Origin of the sequence: Micromonospora sp. CA-248260 (genome assembly GCF_050942205.1) — a bacterium.
Taxonomy (GTDB): Bacteria; Actinomycetota; Actinomycetes; order Mycobacteriales; family Micromonosporaceae; genus Micromonospora; species Micromonospora antibiotica.
In genome coordinates, this window is record NZ_CP192021.1 from 1,397,620 (window position 1) to 1,413,644 (window position 16,025).

Genomic DNA, 16,025 nt, shown 5'->3' on the forward strand with positions numbered 1-16,025 from the left:
GCGCCCCCTCCGCGTCCCGGCGTCCACGCGGATCTGACCGGGGCGTTCGCTTTCCGGAGGATTCCCCATGACCGACCTGGTCATCCGCCCGCTCGTCGCGGGCGAGGAAGATCTGTTCGAGTCCATGCCCGACCCGCTGCCCCAACTGCGCAAGGTCGGTTACGCCGACGGTGTCGCCGGGGGTGGCTACCGGCCCGAGCGCACCTGGATCGCCCTGCGGGGTGGCCGGGTGGTGGGCCGGGCCGCGTGGCTCCTGCCACCCGGAGCTGTCGGTGCGCCCTGGCTGGACCGCTTCGACCTGGCCGCCGGGCCGGAGGTGGGTGCGGCACTGCTGCGCGCGGCCCACGAGGCGCTCGGTGGTCCGCACCGGTACTACGCCGGCTTGCCGGCGCACTGGCGGCGTCGGCCGGAGGTGCTGGCCGTGGTCCGGGCACCGCTGGCGGCGGCCCGGCTCGCCGGGCTGGTCGAGCGGGGTGAGCGACTCCGGTGCTCGTGGGCGGGCACCCCACTGCCGGCGGCCTCGGGCCGTTACGCCTTTCGGCCGGCCACCGACAGCACGGAGATCGACTCCCTCGTCGGCCGGATCGCCGAGCCGGACGTGCTGACCGGCCGCGAGATCGCCCAGGCGGTGGCCGGGGTGGACCTGGCCAGGGATCCACGGGCCTGGCTGGCCGGCCCGGCCACGACCTGGCGGGTCGCCCTGGCCGCCGGGGAGCCGGTGGGGTTGGCCGGGGCGGCCGGGGATGCCTGTTTCCCGATGCTCGGCTACCTCGGCGTGCTCGACCCGTCGGCGCGCGGCGACCTGCTGGCCGACTCGGTCGCGGCGTTGGCGGCCGACGGCGCCCGGGAGGTGGTGGCCGACGTGGACGCCCACCGGGTGGCGGTGGTCGCCGAGCTGGAACGCACCGGTTTCCGGCAGTTGCGCTCCCGGTTGATCTTCGCGCCGGCCGACGGTGCGCTCTCGGCGTCGACCAGCGATCCGGGGCGGCCACGCTGACCACTGCGGCCGTGCTTGGTCGGCAGGGCGTCGACTGACCCTTGCGGTGTGCCCCCAGCAGGTTCGCCGGGGGCACACCGCGCGATCCGCCCCGAAGCGGGAGTCACGAACCACGCGACAGGTGAATTGAAGAATTGTGCAAGTGCTAAAGTCTTCACGTCGTCGAACGGGAAGAAGGTCGCCGGTGTCGGTGCCGCTGTACCAGGCCAAGGCGGAGCTGTTCCGCACCCTCGGTCACCCCGTACGCATCCGGGTGCTCGAACTCCTCCAGGACGGGCCGAAGCCGGTCCGCGACCTGCTCGCCGTCATCGAGGTCGAGCCGTCCAACCTGTCCCAGCAGCTCGCCGTGCTGCGCCGGGCCGGCATGGTCACCTCCTACCGGGACGGCCCGCTGGTCATGTACTCGCTGAGCACCCCCGACGTGGCCGACCTGCTGGCCGCCGGCCGACGCATCCTCGGCACCGTCCTCACCGACCGCGACGCCCTCCTCGACGAACTCCGCGCCGGCACCGCCGACCCGGTCGCCGGCAGCACCGCAGCCGTACCCGCCGCCGGACCGTCCGGTCCCGTCGTGGCCGGCGACGGGCCCCGTACCCCCGCCACGAACGGCCCACCGACCCGGCCCGGCCGGTGAGCGTCGCCGCCGTCGCCGACCGGGTCCTCGGCCTGCTGCCCGACCGCGCCGACTGGCAGGCGGTACGCCGGGCACCCCGCCGGGACCTGGTCGCCGGGCTGACCGTGGCCGTGGTGGCCCTGCCGCTCGCCCTCGCCTTCGGCGTCACCTCCGGGCTGGGGGCGCAGGCCGGGTTGGTCACCGCCGTCGTCGCCGGGGCGGTGGCGGCCGTGTTCGGCGGCTCCCACCTCCAGGTCTCCGGCCCCACCGGGGCGATGACCGTGGTGCTGGTGCCGGTGGTGCAGCAGTTCGGCCCGACCGGGGTGCTGATGGTCGGCGCACTGGCCGGGCTGCTGCTGATCGCCCTCGCCCTGGCCCGCCTCGGGCGGTACGTCCGCTACCTGCCCACCCCCGTCATCGAGGGCTTCACCGCCGGCATCGCCGTGGTCATCGCCCTGCAACAACTCCCCGCCGCGCTCGGGGTGACCGACGCGCACGGCGACCGGGTCTGGGCCGTCGCCGCCGACGCGGTCGCCCGGTTCGTCGTGCACCCCCGGCCGGTGGCGTTGGCCGTCGCGCTCGGGGTGGCGGCGCTGATGCTGCTCGGCGCACGCTGGCGGCCCGGCGTACCCTTCTCGCTGCTCGGGGTGGCCGCCGCCACGGTGCTCGCCGAGACCGCCCCGGTCGAGCTGGTCCGGATCGGTGCGTTGCCGCAGGGGTTGCCCGCGCCGTCGCTGGGCTTCCTCGACCCCGGCGCGGTCGGCGTGCTGCTGCCGTCGGCGCTGGCGGTGGCCGCGCTCGCCGCGCTGGAGAGCCTGCTGTCGGCCACCGTCGCCGACGGGATGACCGTCGGGCAACGGCACGACCCGGACCGGGAACTGTTCGGTCAGGGCCTGGCCAACCTCGCCTCGCCGCTGTTCGGCGGCATCCCGGCCACCGCCGCGATCGCCCGCACGGCGGTCAACGTCCGCGCCGGGGCGTCGTCGAAACTGGCCGCGCTCACCCACGCGGTGGCGCTCGCCGCGATCGTCCTCGCCGCCGCCCCGCTGGTCGGCCGGATTCCGCTCGCCGCGCTGGCCGGGGTGCTGCTCGCCACCACGGTACGCATGGTCGAGGCCGGGTCGCTGTGGGCGTTGGCCCGCGCCACCCGGGGCGACGCCCTGGTGCTGGTGCTCACCTTCGTCGTCACGGTCGCCTGGGACCTGGTCACCGCCGTCGCCGTCGGGGTGGCCGTGGCGGTGGTGATCGCGCTGCGCGCGGTGGCCCGCAGCGCCCGGCTGGAACAGGTCCCGCTCGACCGGGGGGAGCACAGCGCCGAGGAGCACGCCCTGCTGGCCGAGCACATCGTGGCCTACCGGCTGGACGGGCCGCTGTTCTTCGCCGCCGCGCACACCTTCCTGCTGGAGCTGTCCGAGGTCGCCGACGTCCGGGTGGTCATCCTGCGGATGTCGCGGGTGTCGGCGCTGGACGCCACCGGCGCGCACGTGCTCGGCGACGCCGTCCGGCGACTGCGGGGCCGGGGGATCACCGTGCTGCTCTCCGGCATCACCCCCGACCACGACCAGGTGTTGGCGACCCTCGGGGTGGCCGACGAGCTGCGCCGCGACGGGCTGGTCTTCGCCGACACCCCGGCGGCCATCGCCCACGCCCGGGACCTGCTGCGGGGCACCGTCACCACCTGACGGTGGTCGGCCGGAGTGCCGACGGGCGACGCGCACCACGCCGCCCGTCGGCACTCCGGCCGGACCGGCCGCCGTCCTGGTCAGGCGCAGAGCGGCGTGCTGGTGTACGTGGTGCCGTTGTAGACGACCTCGCCGACCGCGCAGATCGTCGAGTTCTGGCCGTCAAGCTGGTCGCCGTAGTACTGGGCACCGGTGCCGCCGTACCACGGCGTCGACTTGCGCGGGCTGTCCCGGTAGGCGGTGACCTGGACCCGGTTCGGGGTCACCCGGTTACTGATCTTGCCCCAGTTGGTGCCGCAGGTGGCGCTGTACCGCAACTCCACCACGGCCAGCGTGGTCGCGCCCTTCATGATGTACGCCGGCTGGCTGGTCGCGTTGCGGGCGTCGGCCGAGCACTGGGTGTTGATCGGGTCGGTGCCGTCGCAGCCGGTGGTGGGGCAGCCGGCGCTCGCCGGGCTCGCCACGAGCAGGCTCGCGGCGACCAGGGCGCTGGCGGCCAGGGTGGCCAACGTCCGGTGGACAGCCCTCGACGTTCGGGGTGCGGTGGTCATCGTTCCTCCGATGTGGATGGTCGACTTTCGGACCGGGTTGGGTCGACTCCCATCTCTACCTTCCGTCGACAGTCGTCTCTACGCTGTGTGGCGTTGGACAATCAATAGCCGGCGCTGGTCAATCAACCCGAGGAGTCACGGTGGCCCGGACGGAGCGCCCGCTCGATCCCGACGCCGACCCGGTGCAGGCGTTCGCCGCCGAGCTGCGCAGCCTGCGCGACCGGGCCGGCCGGCCGACGTACCAGGCGATGGCCCGCCGGGCCCACCGGTCGTCCAGCTCGCTGTCCGAGGCGGCCGGCGGCCGGAAGCTACCCACCCTGGACACCACCCTGGCGTACGTCCGGGCGCTCGGCGGCGACGAGACGGCCTGGGCCCGGCGCTGGCACCGGGTCGCCGCGAGCACCCCCGATCCGGCGGCCGACGACCGCGCACCCGGCACCGCCGAGTCCCCGCCCGCTGCCGATTCCCTGCCCGCCGTCGAGCCCTCGCCCGTCGCTGGTTCCCCGCCTACCGTCGAGCCTCGGCCCGCCGTCGGGTCCTTGCCTGCTACTGAGCCCCCGCCTGCTGCCGAGTCCTCGCCCGGCGGCCGACCGGCGCTTGCGGCGCCGGCCGGTCGGTCCGATCGTCGGCTGCTGCTCCCCGCTGCCGGGGCGGGCCTGCTCATGGTGCTCGCCGTCGGCCTGGCCTCGATCGGCTGGCGCTCCGTCGACCAACCGCCGGTCACCTCGGCCACGTCCGGCCCACCCGCCGGGGTGCCCGACCCGACACCCACCGGGTCCGCTTCCGCCCTGCGGGTGCACGACGGGGCGGACCCCAAGGACGCCGGGTGTGCCGCCGACCCCGCCGTCACCACCGTCGACAGCGCTGCGGTGCTGATCGACGAGCGGGTGATCGGCCTGGTGGAGCTGAGATACTCACCGGTCTGCGGGGCGAGCTGGCCCCGGTTCATGCCGGCCCCGGCGGGCACCCCGACCGTGCCCCGGCCGGCCCGGGTGGTGCTCGCCGTCACCGACGGGGACACCCCGGCCCGCAGCCACGACTTCACCATCGACTACGCCGGCATCTCCGCCTACGGCAACCTGCTCACCAGCACCCGGACCTGCGTCTGGGCCGAAGTGCGGATCACCGGCGCGGGCTGGACGTCACCGCCGGCCCGGACCGGCTGCTACCGGGGCGCCACCCAGGTCCGCCCGATCCCCTGAACCCGCCCCGGCAGCCGTCCCGGTCATTCCCCCGGCTGGCCGATGATGGGAACGCGGGAGCCGCCTGACAGAACGCAGAACTCGCTCGGGCGGGAACTCTCGCTGTGCATAGTTGCGACTACGGTGGGACCGGCGCGAGCGCCAGCACGCGGCCCGTGAGGAGACACCACCGAGTATGACCGTGAACGGGTACCTGTCATGATCGACCGATTCGCGCGACCCCCCGCGTCCGCCCGGGACACACTGGCCGTCCCGTTGAGCCTGTCTGAGCTGGAGCAATATCTGGCCAGGGCTGCTGATCTGCTGCGCGGCAGCATCGACCAGGCGGACTTCAAGGCGTACATCTTCCCGCTGGTGTTCTTCAAGCGGATCAGCGACGCCTACACCGAGGAGTATGAGCGGGCGCTCGCGGAGTCGGACGGTGACCACGAGTACGCGTCGTTCGCCGAGAACCACCGTTTCGGCATTCCGGAGGGCAGCCTGTGGGAGGACGTGCGTGCCCGCACCCAGAATGTGGGGCAGGCCCTGGTGACCGCCTTCCGGGCGATCGAGAAGGCCAACCCGGACGTGCTGTACGGCATCTTCGGCAGCGCTGCCTGGACGAACAAGGACAAGCTGCCCGACGCCAAGCTGCGTGACCTCATCGAGCACTTCTCGACCAGGACGTTGAGCAATGCGGTCGTCGCACCGGATGTGTTCGGGCAGGCGTACGAATATCTCATCAAGCGGTTCGCGGACCAGTCCAACAAGAAGGCCGGTGAGTACTACACCCCGCGCCCGGTGGTGAAGCTGCTCGTCGACATCCTGGATCCGCAGGAGGGTGAGACGGTCTACGACCCGGCGTGCGGCACGGGCGGCATGCTCATCGAGGTCATCGAGCACGTGAAGCGCCAGGGCGGTCGGCCGCAGACCCTCTGGGGCAGGCTGTTCGGCCAGGAGAAGGTGCTCGCCACCTCCGGCCTCGCCAAGATGAACCTGCTCCTGCACGGCGTCGAGGACTTCAAGATCGCCCAGGAGGACACCCTCCGGTCGCCGGCCTTCTACGACGGCTCGCGCCTCGCCCAGTTCGACTGTGTCATCGCCAACCCGCCGTTCTCCCTCAAGAACTGGGGCGACGTGGCCTGGGGCACCGACCCGTGGGGCCGCAACCGCCTGGGGGGAGTACCGCCCAAGGGTTACGCCGACTGGGCCTGGGTCCAGCACATGATCGACTCGGCATCGCCCGGGACCGGTCGGGTCGCCGTCGTGCTGCCGCAGGGCGCGTTGTTCCGCCAGGGTGCCGAGGGGCGCATCCGTGAGTTCGTCTTGAAGGCGGACCTGGTCGAGGCCGTGATCGGTCTCGCACCGAATCTCTTCTATGGCACCGGCCTCGCCGCCTGCGTGCTCATCCTGCGCCGCCGCAAGGCCGACGAGCGCAAAGGCCGGGTGCTGTTCGTCAACGGCGAGACGCTGTTCAAGCGCGGCCGTAACCAGAACGCCCTCGAACCCGAGCACGCCGACGCCCTGCTGCGCGCCTGCCGGGAGTTCGCCGAGGCGCCCGGCCTGGCGGCGGTCGCCACGCTCGACGACATCCGGGCACACGGCTTCAACCTCAACATCCCGCTGTACGTCGCCCCCGCCGACGGGGGCGACCAGCCGACCCTGGAGCAGGCCCTGACCGACCTCGAAGCGGCCCACGCCGCTGCCCGGGAGACCCGCGCCGCGTTGGAAGCCGAACTCGCCCGGTGGGGCCTCGCCCCGGCGGAGGTGACGGCGTGAACGCCCGCATCACCCAGCGCGAACTGGAGTCGTACCTGTGGGGCGCAGCCGTCGTGCTGCGCGGCCTCATCGATGCCGGCGACTACAAGCAGTACATCTTCCCGCTGGTCTTCCTCAAGCGGCTCTCCGACGTCTACGACGAGGAGCATGCAGCCGCGCTGAAGGTCTACGGTGACGACGAGTTGGCCGACCTGCCGGAGAACCACCGTTTCGCCATCCCCGACGGTGCCCACTGGCAGGACGTCCGCAAGGTCGCGAGCGACGTGGGCGCGGCGATCCTCACCGCCATGCGGGCGATCGAGTCGGCCAACCCGGACACCCTGGCCGGTGTCTTCGGCGACGGCGACTGGGGCAACAAGAATCTGCTCCCCGACGCGACCATCAAGCAGCTCGTCGAGCACTTCTCCACCAAGACGCTCACGGTGGCCAACCTGCCCGAGGACGAACTCGGTCAGGGGTACGAGTACCTCATCAAGAAGTTCGCCGACGACTCCGGCCACACCGCGCAGGAGTTCTACACCAACCGCACCCTCGTCCACCTGATGACGATGATGCTCAGGCCCGAGCCGGGGGAGTCGGTCTACGACCCGACCTGCGGCACCGGTGGCATGCTCATCTCCACCGCCGCCGAGCTGCGCCGCCAGGGCAAGGAGTGGCGCAACCTGCGCCTGTACGGGCAGGAACTCAACTACGGCACGTCGGCCATCGCCCGGATGAACCTGTTCCTGCACGGCATCGCCGACGGCCACGTCGCGCACGGCGACACGCTCACCAAGCCTGCCTTCCTCGATCGCGGTGGTCAGCTGAGAACCTTCGACGTGGTGCTGGCCAACCCGCCGTACTCCATCAAGGCGTGGAACCGCACCGCGTTCACCAACGACCCGTACGGCCGAAACATGTGGGGCGTCCCGCCGCAGGGCCGCGCCGACTACGCCTTCTTCCAGCACATCGCCGCCAGCCTCGACCAGAGGACCGGCCGCGCCGCGATCCTCTTCCCGCACGGCGTGCTGTTCCGCCGGGAAGAGGCGGCTCTGCGCGAGAAGTTGGTGCGCTCCGACCTGCTGGAAGCCGTCATCGGACTCGGAGCCGGGCTGTTCTACAACTCGCCCATGGAGGCCGTGGTGGTCACGCTGCGCGCCAGTAAGTCCGCCGAGCAACGCGGCAAAGTTCTCTTCATCAACGCGGTCAACGAGGTCGCCCGCGAACGGGCGCAGTCGTTTCTGCGCGTGCAGCATCAGGATAGAATCCTTGCCGCATACGAGGCATTCGTTGGCGACGGAGGCTTTGCGGCTGTCGCGAGTCTCGACCAGATTGCCGACAAGCAGTACAGTCTGGCGATCCCGCTCTACGTTGTTCCCAACGCTACGGCTCATGAGGACGGGCGGACGAGCGTCACTGAGGGAATGACCGTATGGCGAGCCGCTGCCACGGAGGCCGATGTCGCGCTTGACGGCGTACTCGCACTGCTGCGACAGGAGGTAGCCCCGTGACCCTCAACCTCGACAGGAGCAGCTGGAAGCGTGTGGCCTTCGGTGACGTGGTCAGGAACCTGAACGTCACTGTGCGAGACGCCGAAGCTGCTGGGATCGACCGCGTGATTGCCATGGAGCACCTCGACCCCGGTGAGTTGAGGATCAGCCGTTGGGGCACTGTCGAGGACGGCAGCACCTTCACCCGTCGTGTCCGGCCCGGGCAGACCCTGTTCGGCAAGCGCCGTGCCTACCAGCGTAAAGCTGCCTTTGCCGAGTTCGACGCCATCACCTCTGGGGATATTCTCGTCTTTGAGGCGGACGATACCCAGCTCCTGCCCGAACTTCTGCCCTTTCTTGTGCAGAGTGAAGGATTCTATGATCATGCCCTGGGCACGTCGGCCGGCTCGCTGTCGCCGCGCACGAACTGGCGGGACCTGGCCAACTACGAGTTCGAGTTGCCTTCGGTTGACGAGCAGCAGCGCCTTGTGAGGCTTCTCTGGGCCGTTGAACGCCATCTTGGCGCCGTTCGACAGGTCCGGGGGGTCCTCAAGGAGGCATATCTACAGGCGCGTATGGCATTGCTGACTGTTGGGCCGAATGGACCGTGGCGTACGGCTGCCGTTCCCCTCGACGCTGCTGATTTTTGGACTCGGAACGTGCCGAAGGGTTGGACGGCGGCAACGGTCAGCGACGTGAGTACCGTCCGATCCGGTGCTACTCCTAGTCGCTCACAGCAGGCCAGATATTTTGACGGCGGAACTATACCGTGGGTGAAGACCCTCGACCTGAACGAGTCGGTAATATTGGTTACCGACGAGCGGATCACTGATTCGGCGGTGTCGGAAACGTCTGCCATGGTCCTGCCGGAGGGTACCGTTCTCGTTGCAATGTACGGCGGATTTGGTCAGATCGGGCGCACTGCTCGACTGGGTGTCGACGCGGCTACCAATCAGGCAGTGAGCGCCTTGCTTGATCTGCGGAAGGAGGTGCTTCCTCAGTTCATGCACGAGGTCCTCAAGGCTGGCAGATCCAAGTGGCGAAAAGTTGCAGCCAGCTCTCGAAAGGACCCAAATATTACTAAACGGGATGTCGAGAGGTTTGATTTTCCCCTCCCTTCGGTCGGCGAGCAGAAGCAGATACTAGATTTGCTGGCGCTGATTCAGGGAGCAATTCATAAAATCGAAAAAAATAGCGCTTCTCTGACGGTCTTCCGTAGGGCGCTTCTCGCTGACATCTTCCGAGGTGGGCGGTGACGTTCACCGAGGCAAACGCGGTCCGGGACTTTGTGCGGGATCTTGTCGCGTCTACCGACACTCAGTTCGTGGCCGGCAGGGAGTTGCCGCGTCGAGCGGACGAGGTGTTGCTGGAGGGGCCGGTTAAGGAGGCGCTGCGGCGGTTGAACCCGGCGATCGAGGCCGACCCCCGGCGGGCGGACGAGGTCGTCCATCATCTGCGGGCGATCATCCTGGCTGCCCGGCGTACGCCGAACCCGGTGGTGGCGAACGAGGAGTTCGCCGCGTGGCTGACCGGGCAGAAGTCGATGCCGTTCGGCCCGGCCGGGGAGCATGTCACGGTCCGGCTCGTCGACTTCGACAACCCGGAACCGAGCGCCAACCAGTGGATGATCTCCACGGAGGTGACGTACAAGGTCGGGCGGGTGGAGCGCCGCTTCGACCTGGTGCTGTGGTGCAACGGCTTCCCGCTGGTCGTGGGTGAGGCGAAGTCGCCGGTCCGGCCGGCGTACACCTGGATCGACGCGGCGGCGCAGATCAACGAGGACTATGAGGTCAACGTCCCCGCCTTCTTCGTGCCGAACGTGTTCAACTTCGCCACTGAGGGCAAGGACTTCCGCTACGGCTCGGTCGGCATGCCAGTCGACCTGTGGGGGCCGTGGCGGGAAGAAACCGCCGATGATGCTCCCACGAAGGCTGGCCTGGCGGCGGTGCGCGAGGCCGTCGAGGGCGTGCTCAACCCGGCGGCGGTGCTGGACTTCCTGCGCTTCTTCACGGTGTTCGCCACGGACAAGAAGCACCGCAAGATCAAGATCATTGCCCGCTTCCAGCAGTTCCAGGCGACGAACCTCATCGTGGCGCGGGTGCTGACCGGCGAGATCAAGCAGGGCCTGATCTGGCACTTCCAGGGTTCGGGCAAGTCGCTGCTCATGGTGTTCACCGCGCAGAAGCTGCGTGCCACGGCCGGGCTGACGAACCCCACGGTGATCATCGTGGTCGACCGGATCGACCTGGACACCCAGATCACCGGCACGTTCAACGCCTCGGACGTGCCGAACCTGGTCTCCACCGACAGTCGCCGTGAGCTGCAAGCCCTCCTCGGTACGGGCGCGCGCAAGGTCATCATCACCACCGTGCACAAGTTCGGCGAGGCACCCGGGGTGCTGGACGACCGCGACAACATCATCGTCATGGTCGACGAGGCCCACCGTTCCCAGGAGGGCGACTATGGCCGCAAGATGCGCGAGGCGCTGCCGAACGCGTTCCTGTTCGGCTTGACCGGCACTCCCATCAACAGGCGCGACCGCAACACTTTTATGTGGTTTGGGTCCACTTTGGACGGGGGAGGTTACCTGTCGCGGTACTCGTTCCAGGACTCGATCCGGGACGGGGCGACGCTGCCGCTGCACTTCGAGCCGCGCCTGTCGGAGATCCACCTCGATGCGGCGGCGATAGACGCCGCGTTCGCCGAGCTGGCCGAGCAGCATGGGCTGACCGAGGCCGACAAGGGCACGCTGTCGCGGCGGGCCGCCTCGTTGGAGTCGCTGATCAAGGCCGATGGGCGGGTCCGCAGGATCGCCGCCGACATCGCCGGGCACTTCCGGGCCAAGGTCGAGCCGCAGGGCTTCAAGGCGCAGGTGGTTGTCTACGACAAACCGACCTGTGTCGCCTACAAGGCGGAACTCGACAAGCTCCTCGGCCCTGACGCCTCGACCGTGGTCATGAGCCACAGCGCGCGGGACCCGAAGGGATGGAAGGAGTACACCCCCGACCGGGTCGAGTTGGAGCGGATCACCGCCCGGTTCAACGACCCGGCCGACCCGCTGAAGATCATCATCGTGACGGCCAAGCTGCTCACCGGGTTCGACGCGCCGATCCTCTACGCGCAGTACGTCGACAAGCCGCTCAAGGAGCACAACCTGCTCCAGGCGATCACCCGCACCAACCGGGTCTACCCGTCGGCCAAGACACACGGTCTGATCGTCGACTACCTGGGCATCTTCGACGACGTCGCCAAGGCGTTCGCCTTCGACGAGAAGAGCGTCCAGCAGGTCATCAGCAACATCGACGTGTTGCGCGGTCAGCTCGGCCCGGCCATCCAGGCCGCGCTGGCCTTCTTTCCCGGCGTCGACCGGACCGTGGGCGGCTACGAAGGGCTCATCGCCGCGCAGACCGCGATCAGCGGCGACGCGGCCCGCGACGCCTTCGGCCAGGCATTCAGCGTCGTCGCCCAACTCTGGGAGACCCTCAGCCCCGACCCGATCCTCTCGACCCACCAGGCCGACTACCGGTGGCTCACCGACGTCTACGAGTCGGTGCGGCCGGCGGACGTCGCCGGCCGGCTGGTGTGGCACACCCTCGGCGCGAAAACCCTGGAACTCATCAACGCGCACGTCACCGTGGAGGTGCCCCGCACCGACCTCGACACGATCGTCCTGGACGCCCAGGTGATCGAGGACCTGATGTCGGGTCGGCCAACGGACATCGACCCCATCGAGGTCGAAAAGTGGATTACCGCCCGCATCGCCAGGCACCTCGGTAATCCTGTCTTCATCGAACTCGGCAAGCGACTCACGGCACTGCGGGAGAAGTACGCGCACTCCCAGCAGGCCAGCCTGGAGTTTCTCAAGGAACTGTTCCTCCTGGCCAAGGACACCGTGGCCGCAGAGAAGGAAGCCGCCGAGGTCCCCCGCGAGGACCAGGGCAGGGCGGCCCTGACGGAGCTGTTCCAGTCCCTCAAGGGCAACGGAACCCCGATCATCGCCGAACGGATCGTCGCCGAGGTCGACGAGGTCGTGCGGGCGGTGCGCTTCACGGGCTGGCAGGACACCCGCGACGGCGACCGCCTGGTCCAGCAGGCCCTCCGCAAGACGCTCTACATCAAATTCAAGATCCGTGACCCCGACGTGTACGAGCGGGCCCTCGGCTACATCCGCGAGTACTACTGACGGCGGCCTGCCGGGTGCGGCGGCTCCGGTGCCCGCCGCACCCGGCAGGCCGTCAACGGGTGCGCCCGACCCGGCCGGTGAAGGTGGCCCAGGCGGCCGGGGTGAAGGTGAGGGCAGGGCCGGTCGGGTCCTTGCTGTCCCGCACGGCGACGATGCCGGGCAGGTTGTCGGCGACCTCGACGCAGTCGCCGCCGTTGCTGCCGCTGCGGGTGCTCTTGCGCCAGCGGGCACCGGTCAGGTCAGCCATGGTGGACCTCCGTGGCGATCTTGTTGATCAGATTTCTTGATTGTCCTTCATCGAGGGCGAGTTGATCCAGGCTCGACCACACCTTCTCATAGGCGGCGAACTCGTCTGGTCGGTCGAGGTAGAGCGCCCCGGTCCAGGATTCGCTGTATACCACCGGCGGGTCCGGCGTCGCCCGGTTGCCGAGCGGAAACTCCAGCATGACGAAGGTGCCGGCCTCGACGCCCCGGTGCAGGCCGACCGAGAGCGGCAGGACCCGGATGCCGACCCGGTCCCGCTCGCCGACGTCGAGTAGGTGGCGCAGTTGGGCGGCCATGGTCGGGCGGTCGCCCACGATCCGCAGCAGCGCGGCCTCGGAGATCACGGCCTCCAGCCGGGGTGCCACCGGCAGTCGGCGGGTGAGCAGGGACTGCCGCTGAAGCCGCACCTGGACCAAGCGCTCGCGCTCGTCCTCGGTCACCTCCTCGCGGTGCTGATAGACGGCGAGCGCGTAGCCGCGCGTCTGGAACAGCCCCGGAATCAACGCCTCGTCGTATCGCCGGATGTGGGACGCGGCGGATTCGAGGCCGACGTACAGCTCGAACCAGTCGGGAATGGCGTCGCCGTACGCGTGCCACCAGCCTTTCGCCCTCGTCTCGCCGGCCAGTGCGATCAGCGCCCGGGTCAGCTCGTTCTTCGCCCGGTACAGCTCGCACATGGCCCGGACGTCGACGCTGCGTGCCGAGCCGAGCCCGCTCTCGATGCGCCACACCTTCTGCCGGCTGCACTCCAGCGCCTCGGCGGCGGCGTCCAGCGTGATCCCGGCCTCGGTGCGCAGGTCACGCAGGGCCCTGCCGAGTCGGCGACGGGGCACCGTCGATCCCATGTCCTCGGCCATCCGGCCTCCTTGTCCGTTGCATTTTGCAACATCCCGACGCTCCATACTGAAACACCGAATGTTGCCGGAGATTAGCGGAACAGTGCGCGGGGGCATTCATTGAGATAGCGCTTCCGACCCTACAAGATGACGATGTCAAAGGCGATGGTCGTGGAATTTCCACGGTTTGCTAATTGCCGTATCGAATGGTCGTCGAGGAGGTGCGCCGTGTGCGCGATTCCCCATCAGGTCCGCCCCGCCGGCACCCACCCGGCGACCCGCCGGTGAGCGGGCGCTGGGTGGCGCACCTGCCGTTCACCGCCGCAGACCTGCCCGCCGCCCACCGGTTCGCGGCAGCGCTGGCCCGTTCGGTGACGTTCCTGTCCCAGGTGGACGCCGGTGAGGCGACCGTCTCCGCCGAGGACGAGCAGTGCGTACGCCATCGGGTCTTCTGTGACCTGCCGCTGCCCGGCGGGCCACGCTGCGTGCGCCGCGTCGACCACGACGGGCCCTGCACGGCCCGGCCGCCCCGGTGACCGGCGCACCTACCGTCGCCTGCCCGGACTGCGACGGCACCATCCCGGCCGGCTGCCACCGGTGCGCGCGGCGGGGCCTACGGCGGGCCCAACTCGTGCTGACCGTGGCCAACCTCGACACCGGCGCGGTCGCATCCCGCGAGGTGCTGCCGGGCACCCTCGAACCCCGTCCGCAGCCGGCGGGTGGCTGGGTGGTCGACCTGACTCCCCGGGTACGCGAACTGGCCGCCGAAGCCGGCGTCGCCGTCACCGTGGACCCGGTGGTCGTACCGGTGCCGACGGGCTGGCGGCCCGACCTGCCGGCGGCCGAGCGGCAGGAGTGGGCGGCGCGGGCCCTCGCCGGGGCGGCCCGGCCGGCGTGGCGGGTGTGGGTGGGCCGGTCGACCGCCCCGCCCCGGTCGACCCGGCACAGCGGCTGGTCCGGCTCTGCGCGCTGGCCGACCTGCTCCTGCTCGACCTGGTCGTGGAGGCCCGCCGGCACGGCGACACCCTGCGCTGGGCCGTCCGCTACGAGATGCCCGGCTCCCCGGTGCGCGGCCTGCCGTCGGAGCCGGGCTACGCCGACCTGGCGGCAGCCCTGGTCGGCACCGACGTGGCCGACGCGCTGACCGGGCTCGGCGAGCGCGGCCGGCACGCCCCGCGCGGCTGCTCCGCCCCGACCCGCTGCGGGCGTCGGCCCCGGCGGCGACCATCAGCGTGGCGCGGGTCGCCCGACGGGTGCGCGCCGACTGCGCCGGCCGGGTGGGCGGCGGCCGGCTGCCCGGCGCGCAGGCCGTGTGGCGGGACGGCCGCTGGTGGCACACCGCCCTGCGCCCCGACGCCCCGGCGCACGACGACCCGGTCGGCAGGCCCACCGGCCTGCGCCGCGACCGGCCGCAGCAGCCCGACGGCCCGGGCCGTGGCACGACGCCCCGGCCCGACGGCGTGAGCAGCGACCGGCCGCGTCGGCCCGACGGCGCGCACCGTGGTGGGACGCCGCTGCACCGGGCCGCCGAACCACCGGACCCGCCGTGGCTCGGCGAGCCGGTGCCGTCGCGGCCCTGCCCGACCTGCCGCCCCGCCCGCCGCCCGGTGGCATCGGTGCTGCCCTGCGCCACCTGCGCCGGCACCGGCCGGGTGCACCGGGCCGCCCTGATCACCCTAACCGACCTACGGTGCCGGGTGGTCCACCTCGCGTGGCGGGCCGGCACACCGGAACCCGTGTCGACGGCCAGCGTGAGACCGGGCGGCCGGTCGGTGGTCCGGCTCCCCGACCGCTACCGGCTGGGTGCCTGGGCGACCGTGTTCGGCGTACGCCCGGAGGATCTCGCCGAGGCCGACGGAGGCCACGCCCTCCCGCCGGACGTGCGCGACGGCTACGTCGCCCTGCCCTGGGCCGGCGCGGACCCGGTGGGGGAGCAGGTGGCCGCCGTCGGCCCGGCGCTGCCCGCCGCGCGACTGCTGGTCACCGCCGTACGCCCCGAGGCGCCGCCGCTGGCCGAACTGCTCCGGCTCGCCTACGGTCTGGACCTGGCCCTGCTCGTGAACGTGCTGGACCTGCGACGGCACCCGGTCGCGCCGCTGCGGACGCACGGGGTGCTCTGGTCGGTCGACCTGCGCCCACCGGCCACCCCGGTACGCCCCGACGACCTGCCCGACCGCCCCAGCCTCGCGGCGGCCGTGGCGCACTGCCTGGAATGTCTCGACGTCACCCTCCCGCAGACCGTGCCGGCCGACCCCCGGACGCCGGTCCCGGTGCCCCGGTCAACGTCCCGTCCGCTGCCGCCCGACCCGGTGCCGGGGCTGCGGCGGCTGGCCGCCCGGCATCACGGCCGCCCGCTCAGCGTCCGCTTCACCCGGGCCGGCCGCACCGTCCATGGTCATGACGACGACGGCCCCTGCCTGATCGCCGAGGACGACGACCTGCGCGTTCCCCGATTGACGTGACCTGCCGG

13 protein-coding genes and 1 pseudogene are annotated in these 16,025 nt (G+C 70.8%); 11 read left to right on the plus strand and 3 right to left on the minus strand.

The window, feature by feature from the left end; genetic code table 11:
- Positions 1 to 67: 67 nt before the first annotated feature.
- The 3 genes and pseudogenes from ACQP2H_RS06445 (at position 68) to ACQP2H_RS06455 (ending at position 3,292) form a co-directional block, all read left to right on the plus strand.
- Complete coding sequence (locus ACQP2H_RS06445) at positions 68 to 997, plus strand: acetyltransferase (protein ID WP_433231589.1); 930 nt, start codon at positions 68 to 70, stop codon at positions 995 to 997.
- A gap of 184 nt (positions 998 to 1,181) precedes the next feature.
- Positions 1,182 to 1,514 (plus strand): annotated as a pseudogene (locus tag ACQP2H_RS06450) (ArsR/SmtB family transcription factor); the annotation flags it as partial.
- 113 nt (positions 1,515 to 1,627) lie between these two features.
- The gene (locus tag ACQP2H_RS06455) at positions 1,628 to 3,292 is read left to right on the plus strand and encodes a SulP family inorganic anion transporter (RefSeq protein ID WP_433231592.1); all 1,665 of its coding nucleotides are present in this window, start codon (positions 1,628 to 1,630) and stop codon (positions 3,290 to 3,292) included.
- An 80-nt stretch (positions 3,293 to 3,372) separates the two neighbouring features.
- Here ACQP2H_RS06455 and ACQP2H_RS06460 read toward each other — a convergent pair whose 3' ends face one another.
- Positions 3,373 to 3,843, minus strand: coding sequence for a DUF2690 domain-containing protein (locus ACQP2H_RS06460; RefSeq protein WP_219468063.1), 471 nt, complete (start codon positions 3,841 to 3,843; stop codon positions 3,373 to 3,375).
- Positions 3,844 to 3,983: 140 nt separating this feature from the next.
- Between ACQP2H_RS06460 and ACQP2H_RS06465 the strand changes: the two genes are divergently transcribed.
- The 5 genes from ACQP2H_RS06465 (at position 3,984) to ACQP2H_RS06485 (ending at position 12,455) form a co-directional block, all read left to right on the plus strand.
- Positions 3,984 to 5,045: a helix-turn-helix domain-containing protein gene (locus ACQP2H_RS06465; protein ID WP_433231595.1), complete on the plus strand. Its 1,062-nt coding sequence runs from the start codon at positions 3,984 to 3,986 to the stop codon at positions 5,043 to 5,045.
- A 255-nt stretch (positions 5,046 to 5,300) separates the two neighbouring features.
- Positions 5,301 to 6,803, plus strand: a complete 1,503-nt coding sequence (locus ACQP2H_RS06470; RefSeq protein ID WP_255597913.1) for a type I restriction-modification system subunit M — start codon at positions 5,301 to 5,303, stop codon at positions 6,801 to 6,803.
- On the plus strand, positions 6,800 to 8,293 hold the full coding sequence (locus ACQP2H_RS06475) for a type I restriction-modification system subunit M (RefSeq protein WP_433231598.1): 1,494 nt from the start codon (positions 6,800 to 6,802) through the stop codon (positions 8,291 to 8,293). The genes ACQP2H_RS06470 and ACQP2H_RS06475 overlap by 4 nt, the downstream gene beginning before the upstream one ends.
- Positions 8,290 to 9,528 carry a restriction endonuclease subunit S gene (locus ACQP2H_RS06480; RefSeq protein ID WP_363820451.1) on the plus strand — a complete coding sequence of 413 codons (1,239 nt, stop codon included), beginning with the start codon at positions 8,290 to 8,292 and terminating at the stop codon, positions 9,526 to 9,528. Before ACQP2H_RS06475 ends, ACQP2H_RS06480 begins: the two co-directional genes overlap by 4 nt.
- Before the next feature lie 68 nt (positions 9,529 to 9,596).
- Entirely contained in the window at positions 9,597 to 12,455 is a 2,859-nt protein-coding gene (locus tag ACQP2H_RS06485) for a type I restriction endonuclease subunit R (RefSeq protein WP_433231603.1), read from the plus strand.
- 52 nt (positions 12,456 to 12,507) lie between these two features.
- On the opposite strand, the gene ACQP2H_RS06490 is transcribed toward ACQP2H_RS06485, so the two are convergent.
- Positions 12,508 to 12,702 carry a DUF397 domain-containing protein gene (locus tag ACQP2H_RS06490; protein ID WP_433231605.1) on the minus strand — a complete coding sequence of 65 codons (195 nt, stop codon included), beginning with the start codon at positions 12,700 to 12,702 and terminating at the stop codon, positions 12,508 to 12,510.
- Positions 12,695 to 13,576 carry a helix-turn-helix domain-containing protein gene (locus tag ACQP2H_RS06495; RefSeq protein WP_433231607.1) on the minus strand — a complete coding sequence of 294 codons (882 nt, stop codon included), beginning with the start codon at positions 13,574 to 13,576 and terminating at the stop codon, positions 12,695 to 12,697. Before ACQP2H_RS06495 ends, ACQP2H_RS06490 begins: the two co-directional genes overlap by 8 nt.
- A 263-nt stretch (positions 13,577 to 13,839) precedes the next feature.
- Here ACQP2H_RS06495 and ACQP2H_RS06500 point away from each other — a divergent pair, with 263 nt between their 5' ends.
- From ACQP2H_RS06500 to ACQP2H_RS06510, 3 genes are all read left to right on the plus strand, one after another.
- Entirely contained in the window at positions 13,840 to 14,091 is a 252-nt protein-coding gene (locus tag ACQP2H_RS06500; protein ID WP_363820442.1) for a hypothetical protein, read from the plus strand.
- On the plus strand, positions 14,088 to 14,699 hold the full coding sequence (locus tag ACQP2H_RS06505) for a hypothetical protein (RefSeq protein ID WP_433231610.1): 612 nt from the start codon (positions 14,088 to 14,090) through the stop codon (positions 14,697 to 14,699). The genes ACQP2H_RS06500 and ACQP2H_RS06505 overlap by 4 nt, the downstream gene beginning before the upstream one ends.
- A gap of 88 nt (positions 14,700 to 14,787) precedes the next feature.
- Complete coding sequence (locus ACQP2H_RS06510; RefSeq protein ID WP_433231613.1) at positions 14,788 to 16,017, plus strand: hypothetical protein; 1,230 nt, start codon at positions 14,788 to 14,790, stop codon at positions 16,015 to 16,017.
- The last annotated feature ends 8 nt before the right edge of the window (positions 16,018 to 16,025 follow it).

Bases quoted from the DNA above. Each gene is read 5' to 3' on its own strand.
- ACQP2H_RS06445 (WP_433231589.1), top strand. From the start codon at position 68: ATGACCGACCTGGTCATCCGCCCGCTCGTCGCGGGCGAGGAAGATCTG.
- ACQP2H_RS06460 (WP_219468063.1), bottom strand. From the start codon at position 3,843: ATGACCACCGCACCCCGAACGTCGAGGGCTGTCCACCGGACGTTGGCC.
- ACQP2H_RS06490 (WP_433231605.1), bottom strand. From the start codon at position 12,702: ATGGCTGACCTGACCGGTGCCCGCTGGCGCAAGAGCACCCGCAGCGGC.
- ACQP2H_RS06495 (WP_433231607.1), bottom strand. From the start codon at position 13,576: ATGGCCGAGGACATGGGATCGACGGTGCCCCGTCGCCGACTCGGCAGG.